Annotated in this window: 18 protein-coding genes; 6 read left to right on the top strand and 12 right to left on the bottom strand. The window is 51.6% G+C overall.

Translation table 11 applies throughout. The features are described 5' to 3' along the window. Nucleotides 1-127: 127 nt before the first annotated feature. From KF749_10690 to KF749_10635, 12 genes are all read right to left on the bottom strand, one after another. Nucleotides 128-1,036 (bottom strand): hypothetical protein, encoded by a 909-nt coding sequence (locus KF749_10690; protein MBX2991619.1) that lies wholly within the window; start codon nucleotides 1,034-1,036, stop codon nucleotides 128-130. A gap of 140 nt (nucleotides 1,037-1,176) precedes the next feature. Continuing rightward, nucleotides 1,177-1,773, bottom strand: coding sequence for a hypothetical protein (locus KF749_10685; GenBank protein ID MBX2991618.1), 597 nt, complete (start codon nucleotides 1,771-1,773; stop codon nucleotides 1,177-1,179). After that, a complete protein-coding gene (locus KF749_10680; protein MBX2991617.1) occupies nucleotides 1,763-2,701 on the bottom strand; it encodes a hypothetical protein in 939 nt (312 codons plus the stop codon). Before KF749_10680 ends, KF749_10685 begins: the two co-directional genes overlap by 11 nt. 235 nt (nucleotides 2,702-2,936) lie before the next feature. After that, entirely contained in the window at nucleotides 2,937-3,899 is a 963-nt protein-coding gene (locus tag KF749_10675; protein MBX2991616.1) for an RluA family pseudouridine synthase, read from the bottom strand. 14 nt (nucleotides 3,900-3,913) lie between these two features. Further along, nucleotides 3,914-4,543: a signal peptidase II gene (gene lspA, locus KF749_10670; protein ID MBX2991615.1), complete on the bottom strand. Its 630-nt coding sequence runs from the start codon at nucleotides 4,541-4,543 to the stop codon at nucleotides 3,914-3,916. Between the two features lie 7 nt (nucleotides 4,544-4,550). Further along, nucleotides 4,551-5,138, bottom strand: coding sequence for a conjugal transfer protein TraR (locus tag KF749_10665; GenBank protein ID MBX2991614.1), 588 nt, complete (start codon nucleotides 5,136-5,138; stop codon nucleotides 4,551-4,553). A 34-nt stretch (nucleotides 5,139-5,172) separates the two neighbouring features. Continuing rightward, nucleotides 5,173-8,307 carry an isoleucine--tRNA ligase gene (gene ileS / locus KF749_10660; GenBank protein ID MBX2991613.1) on the bottom strand — a complete coding sequence of 1,045 codons (3,135 nt, stop codon included), beginning with the start codon at nucleotides 8,305-8,307 and terminating at the stop codon, nucleotides 5,173-5,175. An 18-nt stretch (nucleotides 8,308-8,325) separates the two neighbouring features. After that, complete coding sequence (locus KF749_10655) at nucleotides 8,326-9,039, bottom strand: SIMPL domain-containing protein (GenBank protein ID MBX2991612.1); 714 nt, start codon at nucleotides 9,037-9,039, stop codon at nucleotides 8,326-8,328. 4 nt (nucleotides 9,040-9,043) lie between these two features. Then, complete coding sequence (locus KF749_10650) at nucleotides 9,044-9,271, bottom strand: DUF2905 domain-containing protein (GenBank protein MBX2991611.1); 228 nt, start codon at nucleotides 9,269-9,271, stop codon at nucleotides 9,044-9,046. Nucleotides 9,272-9,286: 15 nt separating this feature from the next. Continuing rightward, nucleotides 9,287-10,108, bottom strand: a complete 822-nt coding sequence (locus KF749_10645; protein MBX2991610.1) for a purine-nucleoside phosphorylase — start codon at nucleotides 10,106-10,108, stop codon at nucleotides 9,287-9,289. Further along, nucleotides 10,083-10,640 carry a DivIVA domain-containing protein gene (locus KF749_10640; GenBank protein ID MBX2991609.1) on the bottom strand — a complete coding sequence of 186 codons (558 nt, stop codon included), beginning with the start codon at nucleotides 10,638-10,640 and terminating at the stop codon, nucleotides 10,083-10,085. Before KF749_10640 ends, KF749_10645 begins: the two co-directional genes overlap by 26 nt. 24 nt (nucleotides 10,641-10,664) lie before the next feature. Further along, nucleotides 10,665-11,360 carry a YggS family pyridoxal phosphate-dependent enzyme gene (locus tag KF749_10635; protein ID MBX2991608.1) on the bottom strand — a complete coding sequence of 232 codons (696 nt, stop codon included), beginning with the start codon at nucleotides 11,358-11,360 and terminating at the stop codon, nucleotides 10,665-10,667. Nucleotides 11,361-11,525: 165 nt separating this feature from the next. Here KF749_10635 and KF749_10630 point away from each other — a divergent pair, with 165 nt between their 5' ends. From KF749_10630 to KF749_10605, 6 genes are all read left to right on the top strand, one after another. Then, a complete protein-coding gene (locus tag KF749_10630) occupies nucleotides 11,526-12,944 on the top strand; it encodes a tetratricopeptide repeat protein (protein ID MBX2991607.1) in 1,419 nt (472 codons plus the stop codon). 83 nt (nucleotides 12,945-13,027) lie between these two features. Next, nucleotides 13,028-13,879, top strand: coding sequence for an ATP-dependent sacrificial sulfur transferase LarE (larE, locus tag KF749_10625; protein MBX2991606.1), 852 nt, complete (start codon nucleotides 13,028-13,030; stop codon nucleotides 13,877-13,879). 43 nt (nucleotides 13,880-13,922) lie between these two features. Beyond that, nucleotides 13,923-15,158: an FAD-dependent oxidoreductase gene (locus KF749_10620; protein ID MBX2991605.1), complete on the top strand. Its 1,236-nt coding sequence runs from the start codon at nucleotides 13,923-13,925 to the stop codon at nucleotides 15,156-15,158. A gap of 93 nt (nucleotides 15,159-15,251) precedes the next feature. Continuing rightward, nucleotides 15,252-16,586: an MFS transporter gene (locus KF749_10615; GenBank protein MBX2991604.1), complete on the top strand. Its 1,335-nt coding sequence runs from the start codon at nucleotides 15,252-15,254 to the stop codon at nucleotides 16,584-16,586. Between the two features lie 6 nt (nucleotides 16,587-16,592). Further along, nucleotides 16,593-17,021 carry an acyl-CoA thioesterase gene (locus KF749_10610; GenBank protein ID MBX2991603.1) on the top strand — a complete coding sequence of 143 codons (429 nt, stop codon included), beginning with the start codon at nucleotides 16,593-16,595 and terminating at the stop codon, nucleotides 17,019-17,021. A gap of 64 nt (nucleotides 17,022-17,085) precedes the next feature. Further along, nucleotides 17,086-17,637: a cytochrome P460 family protein gene (locus KF749_10605; GenBank protein ID MBX2991602.1), complete on the top strand. Its 552-nt coding sequence runs from the start codon at nucleotides 17,086-17,088 to the stop codon at nucleotides 17,635-17,637. The last annotated feature ends 68 nt before the right edge of the window (nucleotides 17,638-17,705 follow it).

Raw genomic sequence — 17,705 nt, 5'->3', positions numbered from 1 at the left:
CAGAGCATCCTCGTTTATACAATCAAAACCCGTCGTCATCAGCCCGACGAACAGCATCATCACGATAATTCTTGCTTTCATACTTTCTCCTCTGAATAATTGTTCACAATTTCATGTTTCATCATTCTCAGAATCCGAACCCGATGCCCGCGGTAAAGCTGGTCAGCGCTCCGAAGTTGGCGTCGGCAAAGATCTTCAGGATGCCGAGATTCAATCCCGCCCCCAGCGTTGCGCGAACAACGTTGGATCCCTCAAGATCAATGTTGACGTCTTCACCCCCCGTGGATTTGTACGTCAGCGTCAGCGTGCTCTTCTCGTATTGAATGCCGCCGTAGAGGACCAGGACGGAGAGTTCCTTGCTTGCGTGTGCAGCGATAGCCCATCCTTTTATGGTAATGAACTCCCCGACTGTGAAACTGTTATACATGAAGCCGCCTGCCATGTCGAGAGGTATCTCATCGAAATACTGGCTCAGGCTGTGGCGCACGCCTGCACCAAACAACGTGATTTTTGGAAGATTGGCGCTGCTGATTTCCGGAATCGGAACATACCGGATGATCGCTTCCGTGCCGTAGATATGCCCGATGGTTACTTGCGGAGCCGCAAACGGAAATATGGATGTGCTGATGATTCCGTCCGACCCGCGATACTCGAGCGCGGCATTATTTGGATCGATGGGGTTGGGACTTGCGCCGCCCTTCTTTCCGAGAATCGTCGCTGTCTGGAATTTCCTGTCCCACGGATCCGTTGCCATATACGTTTCTTGATCCGACCCGACGAGTGCGGCCATGCCGATGATGTCGAGCCTGAAATTGAAACCTGATGCGGGGAGCTTCGCATTGCGCGAGAAGCCGGCGTTCATATTTGCCCCGAAGATATCGGCAATCGGCTGAACGTACCCTTTGGCATTCTCCGCATTCTGCTGTCTGATGATCTTCTCGAAGTTCGATTCCGCCCGTATTCCCGTTGCGAGAAGCGCAAGGGCGAACAGAGCAACTCCGCCACGAACGAAAACATAGTGTAGACGTTCCTTCATACAAACTCCTTGATAGTTGTTGAAACATGAGTTGGTGGACTATCTTACTCACAGTCGAGTTGCAAGGCAACACACATATTTGTGGAAAGAGACAGCCGCGTGCAATCACTTCACACGGCAGAAGGAGCCCCCGACAAGGTTCAGTTTATCTCAGCGTCAGCCTGCAGATAGACTTCGACGACAACATACAAATTGTCAGGTACAGGCGCAATACTGAGCGTACCCACCACTGAGAAGGTGATATCGGGGAGGGGTTTCGCCAAAAGGGCTGTAAGAAGTTCGTTAATGCCTTCCGGCTGGGGAAGAAGATAGGTCGAGTTGCCAAGTAGGGACTGTGGTTGCCTGTACACCGACCAGTTCACAGAGCCTGTTCTCGGAAATCGCAAAATTTGTTTGGGGTCGCCGTTTCCTGCTTGAACGGCTGCAATTCCGGCCACCTCCCCGCCATACTCTCCTTCAACCCGGACTTTGAGATCGTAAATTCGGCCTTGTCTGATCTTGTTTCTGTAATCCCTTGCGACAATGCTGTCGAGTTTCACCGTGATTGTCCCGAAAAACGTCGGGTTTGTTCCGAGCTTGTATCTGCCCACGATCGGTGAAAGATTTACAGACACGTGGGCATTCTCATTAACGCAGGATGAGCCGATTGTCGAGAGAGAGAGAAGAACTGCCGCCATCCCGGCGAACAGCGTCCCGATACGCGGCATGCAGATATTCACTACTTGCCTAGAGACCAAAACCGATTCCTCCTGTAAAATGTTGAACACGGCCAAAGTTTGCATCCGCAAAGAGTCGAACTGCCTGCAGATCTATTTGCAGCCCGGTTGTTACGCGGAACGTGTTTCCCCCGTTAAGAGCAACATCAACAAGATTGGAGGTCGAGGTAGCAGTGGCCTGATGGTTGTAGCGGAGTTCCATTGAGCTCTGTTGAACCGCTATACCGCCATAGAATGTGAAGAGAAGAACCGATTTGCTGATTTGCAGATCGACAACCGTGCCCTGCAACTCCACCATATCTCCCAGAGAGAAATCGGAGTAGAGGAATGCAACGGCTGCATCGAACGGAGGGGCTGCACCGAAATATTGACTGATGCTGTGGCGCATTCCGACGCCCCACAATCGGGAACTTGGCAGCTTTCCGCCCGAAAGAGAAGGAATGTAGATATAGCGCACTATTGCCTGCGTACCAAAAAGCGTCCCAATGGTTACCTGCGGAACGAACAGCGGAAACAGACTTGTGCTGAATACTCCGTCCGAGCCCCTGTACTCAAGTCCCGAATGTGCATCTTTGAACGTGGTTCCTGCCCCGCCAAAAACCGTTGCGGTTTGGTATGACCCCCCCTGCGGAATAAATCCGGAAGGCAGCGATGCGGCGTAGCTTTTGTGCTCGTCGCTTACAACTGAGATCATCCCCACAATATCAATGCGAAAATGGAAGCCATCTTTCCCGACATCAGCCGAGTGAAATAAGCCTGCATTCATGTTTGCCCCGAACATATCCCCGATGGGCTGCACGTAGCCGCGAACTTCATCGCTGTTGAATTGCTGGATGGTTACTTCGAATCGGGATTGAGCTGATGCTGTTGGTCCGGCAGTCACCAGAACAGCACCGGCAAGAAGTGCCAAAGCCGGTTTCCTGAACTTCTCAAAACCTGTTTTTTCCATGTGTACCCCTGAAACGTGTGTGCTTAACCCATCGCAACACAATTCGACCGGACTGATCCGGTTATACCCCGCGTGTTTTGTTTTGATGTTAAAAAACTGAATTGCAGCTTGAAGAGCGGAATGCAGCTTTGATAGCCGAGAGATTAGAACCCATCACGCTGAAATTTACGACTAACATAAAAAATAACTTTGTGGAATGCAAATCGGTGATAGGAAACACGAAATCAAAAAGTAATCAATGGGCCCTCAAACGGGCTAAAATTGACGAAAAATCGGCTGGAAGGTCGGAATCAAAAAAAATTTCCGTCTGTGTTTTCGGGTGGACAAAGCCGAGCGTCTTCGCGTGAAGCGATTGACGTAAAATGAGCCTGAGCAACTGCTGAACTTCGGTTTTCTGCTCGAAGGATCCCGATCCGGCAACGATCCGGCGACCACTGTAGGTCGGATCACCGAAAACGGGATGGTTGATGTGGGCAAGATGAACCCTGATCTGATGCGTTCGGCCGGTCCGAAGTTTCAAGCGAATCAGTGACAGATAGTCGAATCTCTCAACAACTTCGTATTCCGTAACTGCATGTTTGCCATTCGCGACTACAGCAATCTTCTTTCTGTCGGACTTACTTCTCCCCAATGAAGCTTCGATGATTCCCCTTCGTTCCTTGAAGCTTCCCCACACCAGTGCCCAATATTCCCGCTGAACAGTTCTTGCGGAAAACTGCTTGGCGAGGTTTGCATGCGCGGCGTCAGTTTTGGCAACAACCATCAGCCCCGAGGTATCCTTGTCCAGCCGGTGAACGATGCCGGGACGTGTCGCGTCGTTTACTGTCGAGAGTTGATTGCAGTAAAACAGCAGGGCGTTTACGAGTGTGCCGGTATAGTTTCCGTGCGCGGGATGCGTTACCATACCTGCAGGTTTGTTCACCACAAGTAATTCGTCGTCTTCAAAAAGGATGTCAAGAGGAATGTTCTCGGGCAACGCTTTTTGAGGAAGCGGTTTCGGCAGAATTACGTGAATCTTTTCACCGGGAGCGACTTGATGGCTGGGTCGGACAGCCTTGCCGTTCACCAGAACCATTCTTTGCTCGATGGCGCGCTGCACCTTGTTGCGCGTTGCATTCTCGACATGATGTGTGAGAAAGACATCAAGCCTTTCTTTCTTTTTGCCCGAAGGAACGATGATCTCGATTTCAGTGGGCATCGGCGGAAGGTACTCTAACGCAGAGCTTTGTTTGATTCCGCAGGCGAAGGATGACGGGTTTCGTCGGGAGAGATCTCCTGAAGTGCGGGCGGCGGAATATCCTTTGGGGCCGCTTCATGGGAACGATGCACAAACAACAGCAACACGATGCCTATCGTCACCGCAGCATCTGCAACATTGAACACAGGCCATCGTGTGAGAGAATATCCGAGAATGTTGATATTGAAAAAGTCCACGTCGAAAAAATCCACTACCCTGCCGTAGAACAACGGACCCTCACCAAAGAGAACGCCGTAGAAGGTTCTGTCGATCAGATTTCCGATCGCGCCGCCGAGGATGAGCGCAAGGGAAATCCGGAATCCCAACTTTTCTCCCCGCTCCCGATACAAATAGTAGAGGATTCCGATACTCAGGATGATTGAAAAGATGGAGAAGAAAAGCTTCCCCCCGATATCAATGCCAAAGGCCATGCCCGGATTTTCGATATAGGTGAGGCGAAAAAAATCGCCCAGCACCGGAGTGCTGTACCCGTATCGCATGCCCTGAATGTTGATTCCGAGCCAGGGAATGCTGATTCCCTTGACCAGAAGTTTCGAAACCTGGTCAACAACAACAATGGCAAACGTAAGCCATAGAACACGCACGCACACCTCAACGCTTTTTCATTTTTGCCAGCGCTGTGCGGCCGCGTTCACAGGGAACATTCGTGTTCTTATACTCTGCACACGTTTGCGCTGTTGGCACTGCCTCCAGCCGCTCTTTCGGCACAAGAAGCTGGCATACGCGGCAAACACCGTACGTTCCATTGTCAATTCTGGCGAGTGCGTCATCCAATTGATTGACAAACTTACTGCCGCGAGAGGCAAAGAGAAACGTCTTCTCGCGTTCCATGGCATCCGTTCCCTGCTCCATGTGAAGAGAATAGGTGGAACTCTCGCTCACGTACTCACCCGTGGTCACATCCATCATCGTCTCTTTGAGCGTTTCAAGTTCTTCCATCATCTCTGTCTTCTTCTCAAGGATGATCTCCTTGAAATGCTTCAGATCCCGTTCGCTATACTGCTTTGTAGGAACCGGCTGCTTCGCTTTGGTGGTGACGGACTTGTTTGCCGGTTTGCCGGTTGAACGCTTGATCGCTCCAACTTTTCCCTTTTTCGCCTGCTTCACCCGCTTTGCTGCTTTCTCTTTCATAATCGCCACGGTTGACTTGACCACTGATTTCGACCCCTTTTTCGCCATCGACTTTTTGCTCCTTTATGAGATAGATGAACAGCTAACTACGACGCTCGATTGATACGTCCGCAATCTCGCCATTGATATCCTGTGTTGATGTATGCGGGCCCGCTTTGAATTCCGGACTCAGCTCTACAGCAAGCGTTTCGGTCATAATGTACTCACGCATCTTCTGCAATGCGCTCGAGAGTTTTCCGGATGATCTGTAGGAAATGATAATCCTATCGGTTACGTCAAAACCGGCATCCTTCCGCATGTTCTGCACGCGGCTTACAAACTCCCGGGCAAAGCCTTCTGCTATCAACTCATCCGACAACTCCGTGTCGAGGGCAACAGTAACGCCCCCGTCGGATTCGACAAGCCAGCCGTGCAGATCTTCCCGAACGATCTCCACATCATCGGTTCCGATGGTAAACGACGATCCGTTGACGGGAAGCTCGAACGAACCGCTTCGCTCAAGCTGGCCGATTTCTCCGGCACTCATCTCCTTGATCCGGTCGGCAACAAGCTTCACCGATTTACCGAACTTCGGTCCGATGGATTTGAAGTTCGCTTTTGCCTTCTTCTTCACAATCCCCGAATCATCCGTGACAAATTCGATCGCCTTGACGTTGATCTCTTCGAGGATGACATCCTTCACCTGCTCGACAAGCGACCTCTCCTGTTCATTCGCAACCGGAAGAATGATGCGCTTCAGCGGCTGCCGGACTTTGAGGTTCGATTTCATGCGCATGGAACGAACCAACTCCACAATCAATTGCGCACGCTCCATTTTCGACTCAAGTTCCGCATCGATGGAACTTCCCTCCACCTCCGGCATCATCGCAAGGTGCACGGATTCTTCCGTTTGACGTTTTGTGACCGAATTCAGGTTGCGGTACAGTTCTTCGGAAATGAACGGCGCGAACGGGGCCGTCAGTTTCGCAATGGTCGTGAGACACTCGTACAGCGTTTGATATGCTGCTGTTTTGTCCTTTCCACGCTCACTTTTCCAGAAGCGCCTGCGATTCCGACGAACATACCAATTCGAGAGGTGATTGATTGTGAATTCACTCACAGCCTTTGCGGCTTTTGTTACGTCGTAGGCCTCCATCAATTCCCGGTATCGCCGACGCAGCGAATTCAATTCGGAAAGCACCCATCTGTCGATTTCCTGTCTCTCGGAAACGGGGATGAGTTGCTCGGCGTGCGTAAACCGGTCGATATTGGCGTATAGGGCAAAGAACGCATAGGTGTTGACGAGAGTTCCGAAGAACTTCCGTTGCACCTCACCGAGTCCGGCTTCGTCAAACATTGTCGGGCGCCACGGCGGACTTGTTGTCACCAGATACCAGCGTGTGGTATCGGCCCCGTACTTTGCTATCGTCGCGAACGGATCGACGGTGTTGCCCTTCGACTTGGACATTTTTTGTCCGTCTTTGTCAAGGATGAGTTCGTTGACGATGAGATTCTTGTACGCGGGCTTGTTAAAGAGAAACGTTCCGATTGCGTGCAACGAATAGAACCACCCGCGTGTTTGATCGATGCCTTCGCAGATGAAATCGGCGGGATACTGTTCGCCGCTGTCGATCAGTTCTCTGTTCTCGAACGGATAATGCCATTGCGCAAACGACATTGCTCCCGAATCGAACCAGACGTCGATCAATTCCGGGGTCCTCCTCATTGTTCCGCCGCACGAACAGGTAAATGTCACTGCATCAACGAACGGCTTGTGCAAGTCGAGCGGGTCGGGGACATTACTTCCGTTCTTGAATTCCTCCACGCTTCCTACACACTTCTGTGCTGTGCATTTCTCGCAAATCCAGATGGGCAGCGGCGTTCCCCAGAATCTATCCCGCGAAAGCGCCCAGTCTTTGTTTTCCTCCAACCAGTTGCCGAACCGTCCCTCACCGACTTCCGGCGGAACCCAGTTGATCTGCCGGTTAAGATCAATCATCTTCTGCGCGTATTTCGTTGTGCTGATGTACCACGATTCACGCGCATAGTAGAGCAGCGGGGTTTTGCAGCGCCAGCAATGCGGATAGCTGTGCGTAATTGTCTCTTTGCGATACAGAATGCCGCGCTGTTTCAGATTTTGAATGATGAGAGGATCAGCATCCTTCACGAACTTTCCGGCGAAGTCTGTTACTTCGTCGGTAAACTCGCCGCTTTTGTTTACGGGATGGATTGTTGGCAGATTGTAGAGTTTCGAAATTTGATAATCGTCCTCGCCGTAAGCAGGCGCCATGTGTACGATGCCCGAGCCATCTTCCGTAGTGACAAATACCGCTTCGACAACATAATGCGCTTTCTTGTCAACAGGATGATAGTTGAAGATGCGCTCGTATTCCAGCCCGCTAAGGGCGGAACCCTTCATCTTCTCCAACACAGAGTACTCGCCCTCCAGCACATTCAATCGCGCTTCAGCAAGAATCAGCTTTTCGCCTTTGTGTTCGACCTTCACGTATTCCACATCCGGATGTACGGCAAGGGCAACGTTCGAAATCAACGTCCACGGCGTTGTCGTCCAGACAAGGAATGATGTGTCGGGTTGGCTCTTCAGCTTCAGCTTCACGTACACGCTCGGGTCCTTTACGTCGTCGTAGCCGAGAGACACTTCGTGCGATGAGAGGGGCGTTTCGCATCGCGGGCAGTAGGGCTGAATCTTGTAGCCCTTGTAGATCATTCCTTCATCATAAAACCGCTTCAGCGCCCACCAGATGGATTCGATATAGTTATTCTCGAACGTAACGTACGGCTTCGTAAGATCGACCCAGTAGCCCATCTGCTCGGTCATCTTCTCCCAATCGGTTTTGTATTTCCAGACTGACTCACGGCACTTCTTGTTGAATTCGGCAACGCCGTACTTCACAATCTCGTCTTTGTGTTTAAAGCCGAGTTGTTTCTCGACCTCGATCTCCACCGGAAGCCCGTGCGTATCCCATCCGGCTTTTCGGTGAACTTGAAAGCCACGCATGGTTTTGTAGCGGCAAACAAGATCTTTCAGCGTACGGCTCATGACATGATGAATGCCCGGACGACCGTTTGCCGTCGGCGGCCCTTCATAGAAGGTGAATCCGGGTTTCCCTTCCCGCGTGGAAATGCTCTTCTCGAAAATCCCGTTCTCTTTCCAGAATTTGAGGATTTCCTTTTCTACGTCAGGATAGGAGAGTTTTTCTGTGAGTTCTTTGAACATTATCTGTTAGTCTGGGATCTACTTCAGCTCAAACACCACATGTACGTCTGCGCGAATGGAAAGCTCGCCCTGCATCACCGGGGCGGCGGAAGAGGCTTCCATCATCGCGTTGCCTCTCATCAGCATAGGACCCGGGCCGCCACCGCTGACGCTTTCGGAGATGGTTGTTACCTGCCCTAATGTCGCGCCGAGTTGTTTTGCAAGAACTTCGGCTCTTGCTTTTGCGTCATCGGCTGCTTTTTTTAACGCTTCCCGTTCAATCTCGCGCTGCTTGGAAGATTCGTACTGCAGCCCGCCGAAGTTCGCTGCTCCGGCAGCAACGGCTTTGTCCATGAATTCCCCCACTTTATCCATCAACTTCCCCTTGAACAACACAGTGAAATCGTTCGAAGACGTATAGCCGACAATGGGCGGCGGCTGAATCTGGCGTGAATAGTCGTACACGGGTGAAACGTTCACCCGCGAGGTTTGAATACTCTTCTCATCAACTCCGAGATTTTTCAAGAGAGAAAGAATCGCCTGCGTTTTGCTGCTCGCCGAGCGCATTGCTGTTGAAGCCGATTCCTCCCGAGTGCTTACCTGAACAGAGACCCGCACTTGGTCGGGCGCTGTTGCGACGGTTCCCTCGCCTCGAACGCTGATTGTACGCATTTTTTCCTTCGGCTCCGGTTGTTGTGCAAATGCTGCCGTTACTGCAGGCAGAAGAATAAAGAATGCAGGTAGTGTGCGCATTGTTCTACTTTCTGAAATGTGAAACAATCCAGAGAATTACACTGATGAAGATGCTCAGTAAAATCCCTGTTGTGAGGGGGAAGTAGAACCGGAAATTCTCCTTCTCAACACGAATATCACCGGGAAGCTTGCCGAGAAACGGAATCTTGTCCCACACCATGAACCCAATGCCCAGCAACAATATCACGCTTCCGACAACAACCAATATTCTTCCAAATCCTTGAAACTCCATCACTCGCTCGAGACTTTACAAACTCTCTACCACACCCTTCATAATAGCCGTCAGTTTCGGTTCGGTTTCGTTTGCAACAGCTATAATCTCCGCTACATTCGCCGGTTGCAGCGCGTCGGGGAAGCACTCGTCAGTAATAATAGAGAAGCCCAACACCTGCATACTCATATGGTTTGCGACAATGTTCTCGGGGACGGTTGACATTCCCACCGCATCACCTCCGATCAAACGAAGGAAACGATATTCGGCACGGGTTTCCAGGTTCGGGCCGGCAACGGCAACAAACACTCCCCGCTCCACTCGTATTTTTCGTTCAAGCGCCACTTTCTCGGCCAGTGCAATCAACTTCTTGCTGTACGGCTCGGACATATCGGGAAAACGCGGACCGAGGGAGTCGTCGTTCGGGCCGATCAGGGGATTGTCGCCCAAAAGGTTGATGTGGTCGGTGATAATCATGACGCTTCCCTTGCGGAATTGGGGGTTCATCCCGCCGGCTGCGTTGGAAATTAGGAGCGTGTTTACACCCAGGAACTTCATCACTCTGACGGGGAAGGTTACCTGCTGCATACTGTAACCCTCATAATAGTGGAAGCGCCCCTGCATGGCAACCACCTGCTTGCCGCCGAGCGTTCCGAAAATCAATCTGCCGTGGTGGGATTCTACCGTTGAGACGGGGAAATGCGGGATGTTCTCATAGTCGATAACAACGTCCTGCTTGATCTCCTTCGCCAACCCGCCAAGCCCGGTTCCGAGAATGATGCCGATGGGCGGCTGCATCCGGGTCTTTGTGCGGAGAAACGCCACCGCTTCATCAATGTGATTCCGGAGTTCCGACATTTTCGATGGCCTTGAGAATATTGTCGAGATCGATATTGTCCTTGCCTGTGCCTCGCGAGGAGTCATTTGAGAGAACAGGGTCGTTGCCCACTTCCAGCGACTTGATCAAATCCAACTCAGAGCTCAACAACACCCGCAACCGGCCGATGAGGGAATCTTTACGGGATTTCAATTGGGTAATTTCGTTGTTGAGTTTGCCCATCTCGTCGTTTGCCAGATTGAGAATCTGGGCGGCTTTCAGTTCTGCTTCCTTGACGATTGACTCGGCATCGCGACGGGCGGCCTCGTATGTTTTGCCTGTCGCTTCCTGCGCCTGCATGAGGGTTTGCTGAAGCGTCCGCTCCATTTGTTTGTAGTCTTTGAGCTGTGTTTCAAGCTCAACAATCTTGGTTCGGAGGTCGTTTTGTTCTTTCAGCAGGTTTTCGAACTCGTTAGCCATCGTCTCCGTGAAGGTCTCGACCTCAATCGGGTCGTACCCGCGCATCACCTTTTTGAATTCCTGTTTCCGAATGTCGAGCGGTGAAAGCTTCATATCAATCCTCCTCTGTTCGTGTGATTATGCTTTTCGAGTACGCTTTCCGAAGATCGCCGTGCCGAGTCGTATGATGGTTGCGCCCTCTTCAATTGCCACCTCAAAGTCTCCCGTCATCCCCATCGAGAGATGCCGCATTGTAACGTTGGGTTGTTTCAACGCGGCGACCTCATCCCTCAACACCCTCAGCCTCCGAAACATGGGACGCGACCCCTCCGGGTCGGGCAGGAACGGGCCCATCGTCATCAATCCCGCAATCCGGATGTTCTGAAGTGCTGCAAGCGACTGTACAAAGCCGGTTGTGGCTTCCGGTCGGAGTCCGAATTTCGTCTGCTCGCCGGTTGTGTTCACTTCGAGCAAAACGTCGATCACTCGGCCGGTTTGTTTCGCCCGCTTGTCCAGTTCACTTGCCAGCCCGATGCTGTCAACGGCATGAACAAGATGAATCCAGCCTGCAATATACTTCACTTTATTCGTCTGAAGATGTCCGATGAAATGCCAGCGGACAGGCGCTGCTTCAAGTTGCGCCTTCTTGTTCAGAAGTTCTTGAACATAATTCTCGCCGACATCAACAATCCCGGCAGCAACGGCCTCCGCAACAGCATCGAAGGAAAATGTCTTCGAAACGGCGAGAACCGTAATCTCATCCGGATTTCTGCGCGCCGTTGTACACGCTGCGGTGATCCGGCCGCGGATCGTCTCTATATTCTCTCGGATCATTCAGTTTTAACCGTTGAATATAAACCTATTGCCATAGAAAATCAATGAAACTCGGGACTTACCGCGCTTGATGAATTGTGTTCTTGACTTCAGATTCCATTTTGGTTTATTTGCGAGCAAAGATGGAGGGGTTCCCGACCGATAGCTTTAGTAAGGGAGATGAGCATGAGTATTTTCGATTATACCAATTTTGACGATGAAAACGAGTCTTTGGACGACGAACGCCCTGAAGACGAGCTTAAGAAGCTGAAGGATATGCTCAAGGACGGCTCTTCCAAGATCTCGAGCATCGAAGCGCTGGAAGAAATCGTCAACTACTACTGGGAGAGCGAAAAATTCGAGGATGCCCTTCACTTCATCAACCAACTTCTCGTCTATATCCCCTATAGTGCCGAGACGTGGCAGCGCAAGGGTCTCATCCTCAACAATCTCTACCGGTACGAAGAAGCAATCGAAAGCTACGACAAAGCCCTCTCGCTCAACCCTGTCGATCCGGAAATTCTCATCAATAAAGGAATCTCGCTTGACGATTTGAGCAAGCCCGAAGAGGCGCTTGCCTGTTTCGAGAAGGCCCTTGAAATCGAACCCGCCAACGAAGATGCCCTCTTCAACAAAGCAATCACGCTGGAAAAAACCGGACGATATCAGGAGGCGGCAAAAATTTTCCGGTTTATCGTCGAGGGAAATCCTGCCAACAGAGATGCATGGTATGAATTGGGCTTCTGCTACGACTATCTCGACATGCCCACCGAATCCCTCCGGTGTTACGATGAGCATCTGAATCTCGACCCGTACAATTATAACGCCTGGTACAATCGCGGCATAGTCCTGAACCGGATGGCCAACTACTACCGGGCAGTCGAAAGCTACGATGTGGCCCTGGCGATTCACGAGAACTTTCCGGCAGCATGGTACAATAAGGGAAACGCCTATGCCAATATGGGAAGACTTGAGGAGGCGATTGAATGCTACCGTGAGACCTTGAAATCGGAAGAAAAAGACGTTCCCGCGTGGCACAATCTGGGGAACGCCTACGAAGAGTTGGGAGATTACGAGCTGGCGATAAGGTCGTTTACACAAGCGCTGAAGTATGATGCCCGCCATTATGAATCGTACTTCGGAAGGGGAAGCTGCTACGATTCCCTCGGCCAATACCGCCGGGCGTTAGGCGATTACAACAAGGCGCTTTCGCTGTGCGGCGATTACGCCGACTTGTGGTATGCAAAAGCCGACTTGCTGTACAATATGGGCCGCGTCCGCGATTCCGTTCTTGCGTACAAGATGGTCACAAAGTTGGAGCCGACAAATTACGAGGCGTGGATTGACTACGGTGAGACCTTGTTCGAACTCGGCTACGTCAAACAAGCCCTCAAGTCATTCGACAAAGCAGTTGAATCCAATCCCGTTTCGGCAGACCCCTTCTACTACAGAGCCAAAGCGCTGATAGTTCTGAACCGGACATTTGAAGCAATCGAGTCTCTCAAAAATTCCTTCACCCTCAACCCCGAAATGAAGCGGATGTTTGAAGAGGAATTTCCCGACGCGAGATCGCTGAAGGCATTCAAGAAGTTGCTGGAGAAGTAGGGCCGGCGAGTTTCGCGAACGAGCAACATTCTTTATATTATCCCGTCAACAATTTTGTGAGACGGGATTTTTGTTTTGGGAGGATGTTCATGTTCTCTGAAATCGTACAGTCAAAGTACCGACGGCTTCAGTCCATCCTGAAAGAGATGGAAAGCGTCGCCATCGGGTATTCGGGCGGTGTGGATAGTACACTGCTTCTGAAAATTGCCGTTGATGTGTTGGGCGAACAGGCTGTCGCAATGATTGGCAGATCGGAAACGTACCCGACACGCGAATTTGAAGAAGCGGTGAAGATTGCCGGGAGCATCGGCGCCCGGTACATCGTCGTGAACACGGAGGAAACCGACGTGTTGAAGTTTCAGGAGAACCCCGTCAATCGCTGTTACTTCTGCAAAACGGAGCTATTCGGGAAGTTGGATGAGATTGCCAGACGCGAAGGCCTGAAGTGGATTGCCGACGGAACAATAACGGACGATGTCGGCGATTTCCGTCCGGGGATGAAGGCCAAGTCAGAGAAGAACGTTCGCTCACCGCTGCTCGAAGCCGGACTCAGCAAAGACGAAGTCCGTGAGCTTTCGAAGCATCTCGGCCTGCCGACGTGGGACAAACCGGCGTTCGCCTGTCTCTCCTCCCGGTTTCCCTACGGAATGAGCATCACGAAAGAAAATCTTACCAAAGTGGATACTGCCGAGACGTTTCTGCGTGATGAAGGTTTCCGGTTCTTTCGCGTACGCTTTCATGATGAGAGGACGGCTCGCATCGAAGTCGGCAAGGAGGAACTTGGTCGACTGCTGGATGATGACTTGCGCGAACGGCTCGTTGTCCATCTCAAGCATCTCGGCTTTACGTATGTAACTCTCGATCTTCAAGGCTACCGCACCGGCTCGATGAACGAAGTGCTGACGCCGGAAGTGAAACTCGAATTCACCTCATAGTTACTGAAGTTCAATTTCAAAAAGAGTCGAATTTCCTGCCTTTATGGTCTCGTCATCCCGTCCCCGTCTCGTCGTTCTCGGCACCGGCTTCGGCGCGTTCAATCTTGTGAAGAACCTGAAGGACGATTACGACATCATCGTTGTAAGTCCGCGCAACCACTTTCTCTTCACGCCTCTTCTCCCAAGTACGACCGTTGGCACGATCGAGTTCCGCAGCATCATCGAGCCTATCCGGCATGCGCGAAAGGATATTCGCTTTTATCACGCCGAAGCATTGGATATCGATGCAGGCGGCAGAACAGTCCGATGTATCGGCGTTGCGGATAAGCACGAGTTCGAGGTCGGGTATGATGTGCTCGTGATTGCCGTTGGCGCGGTGAGCAATTCGTTCGGCGTGCCCGGCGTCGCTGAACACGCGATGTTCTTGAAGGAACTGCACGATGCACGCGAGCTGCGGCAGCGCATTATCAGCAGGTTTGAGCAGGCCAACCTCCCCGGTATCAGCGCAAAAGAACGCCAGCGGTTGCTGCACTTCATTATTTGTGGCGGCGGCCCGACAGGCGTCGAGTTTGCGGCGGAGTTGAACGACTTCATGCTTGAAGATTTGCAGAAAGCGTATCCCCATCTTGTGGCCGAAGCTCACATCACCCTTGTTGAAGCAATGAAGGAAATTCTCGGCACATTCGATGAAAAGCTGCGCCGCTACGCCACCGACCTTTTTGCCCGCCAGCGCATCAGCGTTCTTACCGAATCGCCCGTGATCAGCGTCGACGAGAAGGCCGTCTATTTGAAGGACGGCTCCGAACTCCCTTACGGGCTGTTGCTCTGGAGTACGGGAAACGGCCCGACAACACTTGTGGAGAAAGTGAATCTCCCGAAAGACAACCGGTCAAGAATTCTGATCGACGATTTTTTCAGAGTGGAAGGATTTGACAACATCTATGCTCTTGGCGATTGCAGCATCGTCAAGAACAATCCGCTTCCCGCAACATCGCAAGTGGCACAGCAGCAGGGTAAATATCTCGCTAAAGCACTCACTCGTCGTGCACGGAATAAAGACGCAGAACCGTTTCGCTACAAACATCTTGGCATGTTAGCGTACGTCGGCGACAACAAAGCGCTGGCCGACCTTGAAGGAGTGAAGGGCCGCGGCTGGGCGACGTGGCTGTTCTGGCGTTCGGCGTACCTTTCGCGCATCGTCAGCTTGAAAAACAAAACGCTTGTCCTGTTCGATTGGGTGAAGGCGAAGATTTTTGGCAGAGACATCAGCCAGTTCTGAGAAAATGAATTGTTTCTCTTCCCGATTCTCCAGAAATTGGTTGCGTTATCTCGAACACCCTAACTTCGAAAATCACTCATCAAAAGGCCTACAGTGTCCTCACAAATCTCGTGGAAATTTCCGCAGGCGTTCTGGGTTGCCAACGGCGTCGAGCTGCTTGAACGTGCTTCGTTCTATGCTGTCTTTATTACTTTCACACTCTATCTTTCCAACGTCGTCGGCTTCGATGATATTGATGCTGCCTGGTTGAGCGGTTTCTATGCCGCGGGTGTGTACCTTCTTCCGCCCTTCACCGGCGCGTTCGCTGATAAGATGGGGTTCCGCAACGCAATGCTTCTCGCGTTTGGCTTGTTGGCGATTGGATTTTTCTCGCTGGGCGCGCTGCCGTACAAGCCTACGGTTGTACCGGCTGTCATTCTGCTTATTCTCGGCGGATCATTCATCAAGGGACTCATCACCGGCACGGTTGCCAAAACGTCAACATCCGATCAACGAGCACGCGCATATTCAATCTTTTACGGGATGGTAAACATCGGATCGTTTTCGGGAAAATCCATTTCCTATCCGTTGCGGTTGAATTGGGGGCTTGAATCCATCGAGTATTTTTCGGCGGCATTAAGTCTGCTCGCGGTGATCGTTGTGTTCTTCTGGTATAAGAACATCAGCACGGCCGGCGAGGGGAAAAGTCTGCAAGAAGTGTGGAAGGGCCTTGTTCGCGTCTTGACGAATCCGCGGCTTGTAACACTTATTCTCATTGTCTCCGGCTTCTGGATGATTCAACATCAGATGTATGCAACAATGCCGAAGTATGTGATTCGTCTTGTCGGTCAGGAAGCTTCGCCCGAATGGATTGCCAACGTCAATCCGGCAGTTGTTGTCACATTCGTCGTCATCGTCACGCAACTCATGAGGAAGGCGATGGCCATCACCTCGATGACCATCGGGATGCTGCTTATGCCTCTTTCAGCATTGTTGATGGCCTCCAGTCCCACGCTTGAATCGCTGTCAGGCACATCCATTGCCCTTCCCTTCGGCATCACCGCGCATCCGATAACGATCATGCTCATTGCGGGAATAATTGTTCAGGGATTGGCAGAGTGTTTCATTTCGCCGCGATATCTCGAGTTCTTTTCAAAGCAGGCGCCTAAGGGTGAAGAAGGGCTGTACCTCGGCTTCGGACACTTGCATTCGTTCGTTGCCAACCTGCTCGGCTTCGGACTTTCGGGTTATCTTCTCACAAAATACTGTCCCGACCCGAGAACACTGACGCCCGATCAAATGGCGACCGCGTACACCGACGCGAATTTTATCTGGTATTACTTCCTCGCAATCGGCCTGACCTCCGCGATTGCATTGTACATCTATGCGATGGTGACGAAGAGGATTGATGAAGGACGCTCGGCGAACACCCCAATCCCCAATCCGTAATTCCAAATCAATCTTATGCCCTACACCCGTTTCGAATCCGAACTCATCGTCCGACCGGATGATATTGATATGAACAATCACGTTCACAACTCGAAGTACCTCGACTATGTGCTGGCGGCACGCTACGACCAGATGGGCCGCTGTTACGGCATGCCGATGGATGAGTTTTTGAAAAACGGCTGGAACTGGTATCAGAAAGCCTTCTTCATCGAATTCAAACGCGCAGTGACTCTTGCAGACCGGGTGATTGTGCAGACGTGGCTCGATTCATTCGACAAGGCCGACGTGAAGGTGGGATTTCAGATCTTCAAGAAAGAACCGCGCAAGGTGGCCGCTGAAGGCTATTTCATCAGCACGATGATTGATATGAAAACGGGGCGGGCACTCATCATTCCGCAAGAGATCATCGAACACTACACGCAGTACACTGGGTGACACTTTTGTGACATTTCTTGTGTTGTTTGAGGTAGAGTGTTACATCTTATCGAAGGGCGGAACCATGAGGTTTAGAGTATTCATTATTGTTATCCTGACTGGCGGTTTCTTTACATACTCGTGCAGGGAGAAGCAAGCACCTTCCGGCACGACGACGCCTGAGGTAATGGCCGAAGAAGTGTCGGGTGACGCGGCGCTGTTTCGCGCTATTTCGCAAACTCAGCCGTACCGGAGCTACGCGCTATTCCCTCACGCCGATTCTGTTACCGCCGGCTCGTTGAACGGATCAACGGCCCACCGCCCGCTTGTCAGGGTAAGCATGAACCCCGTTGCGCTCGATGCCCTGCAAGGAGGGCGTTACGCCGCTCCGTTTCCCGACAGATCCATCATCGTAAAGGAAATCAAAGATGATAACGGAGCCACAACGTTGCTTGCGGTCATGTATAAAGATCGCAACAACCCGCTGGCCGGCAACGGCTGGCTCTGGGCTGAGTTCTACCCCAACGGGGCGACGTTCATTTCGATGACCCAACGGGGCGCAGGCTGCACCGGATGCCATGCCCTCGAGATGGGACCGCAGCATGATTATGTGAGAACGTTTGAGAGGCAGCGGTAACCCGCTTGCTTGTTGATCTGCCAAAAAGTATTTTCTTTCTGCAGAGAATATTGTTGCTCAATTCGCCC

The organism is Bacteroidota bacterium (assembly GCA_019637975.1).
Classification (GTDB): Bacteria; Bacteroidota; Ignavibacteria; order UBA10030; family UBA6906; genus CAADGV01.
This window is presented reverse-complemented; position numbering and strand designations above follow the sequence as displayed.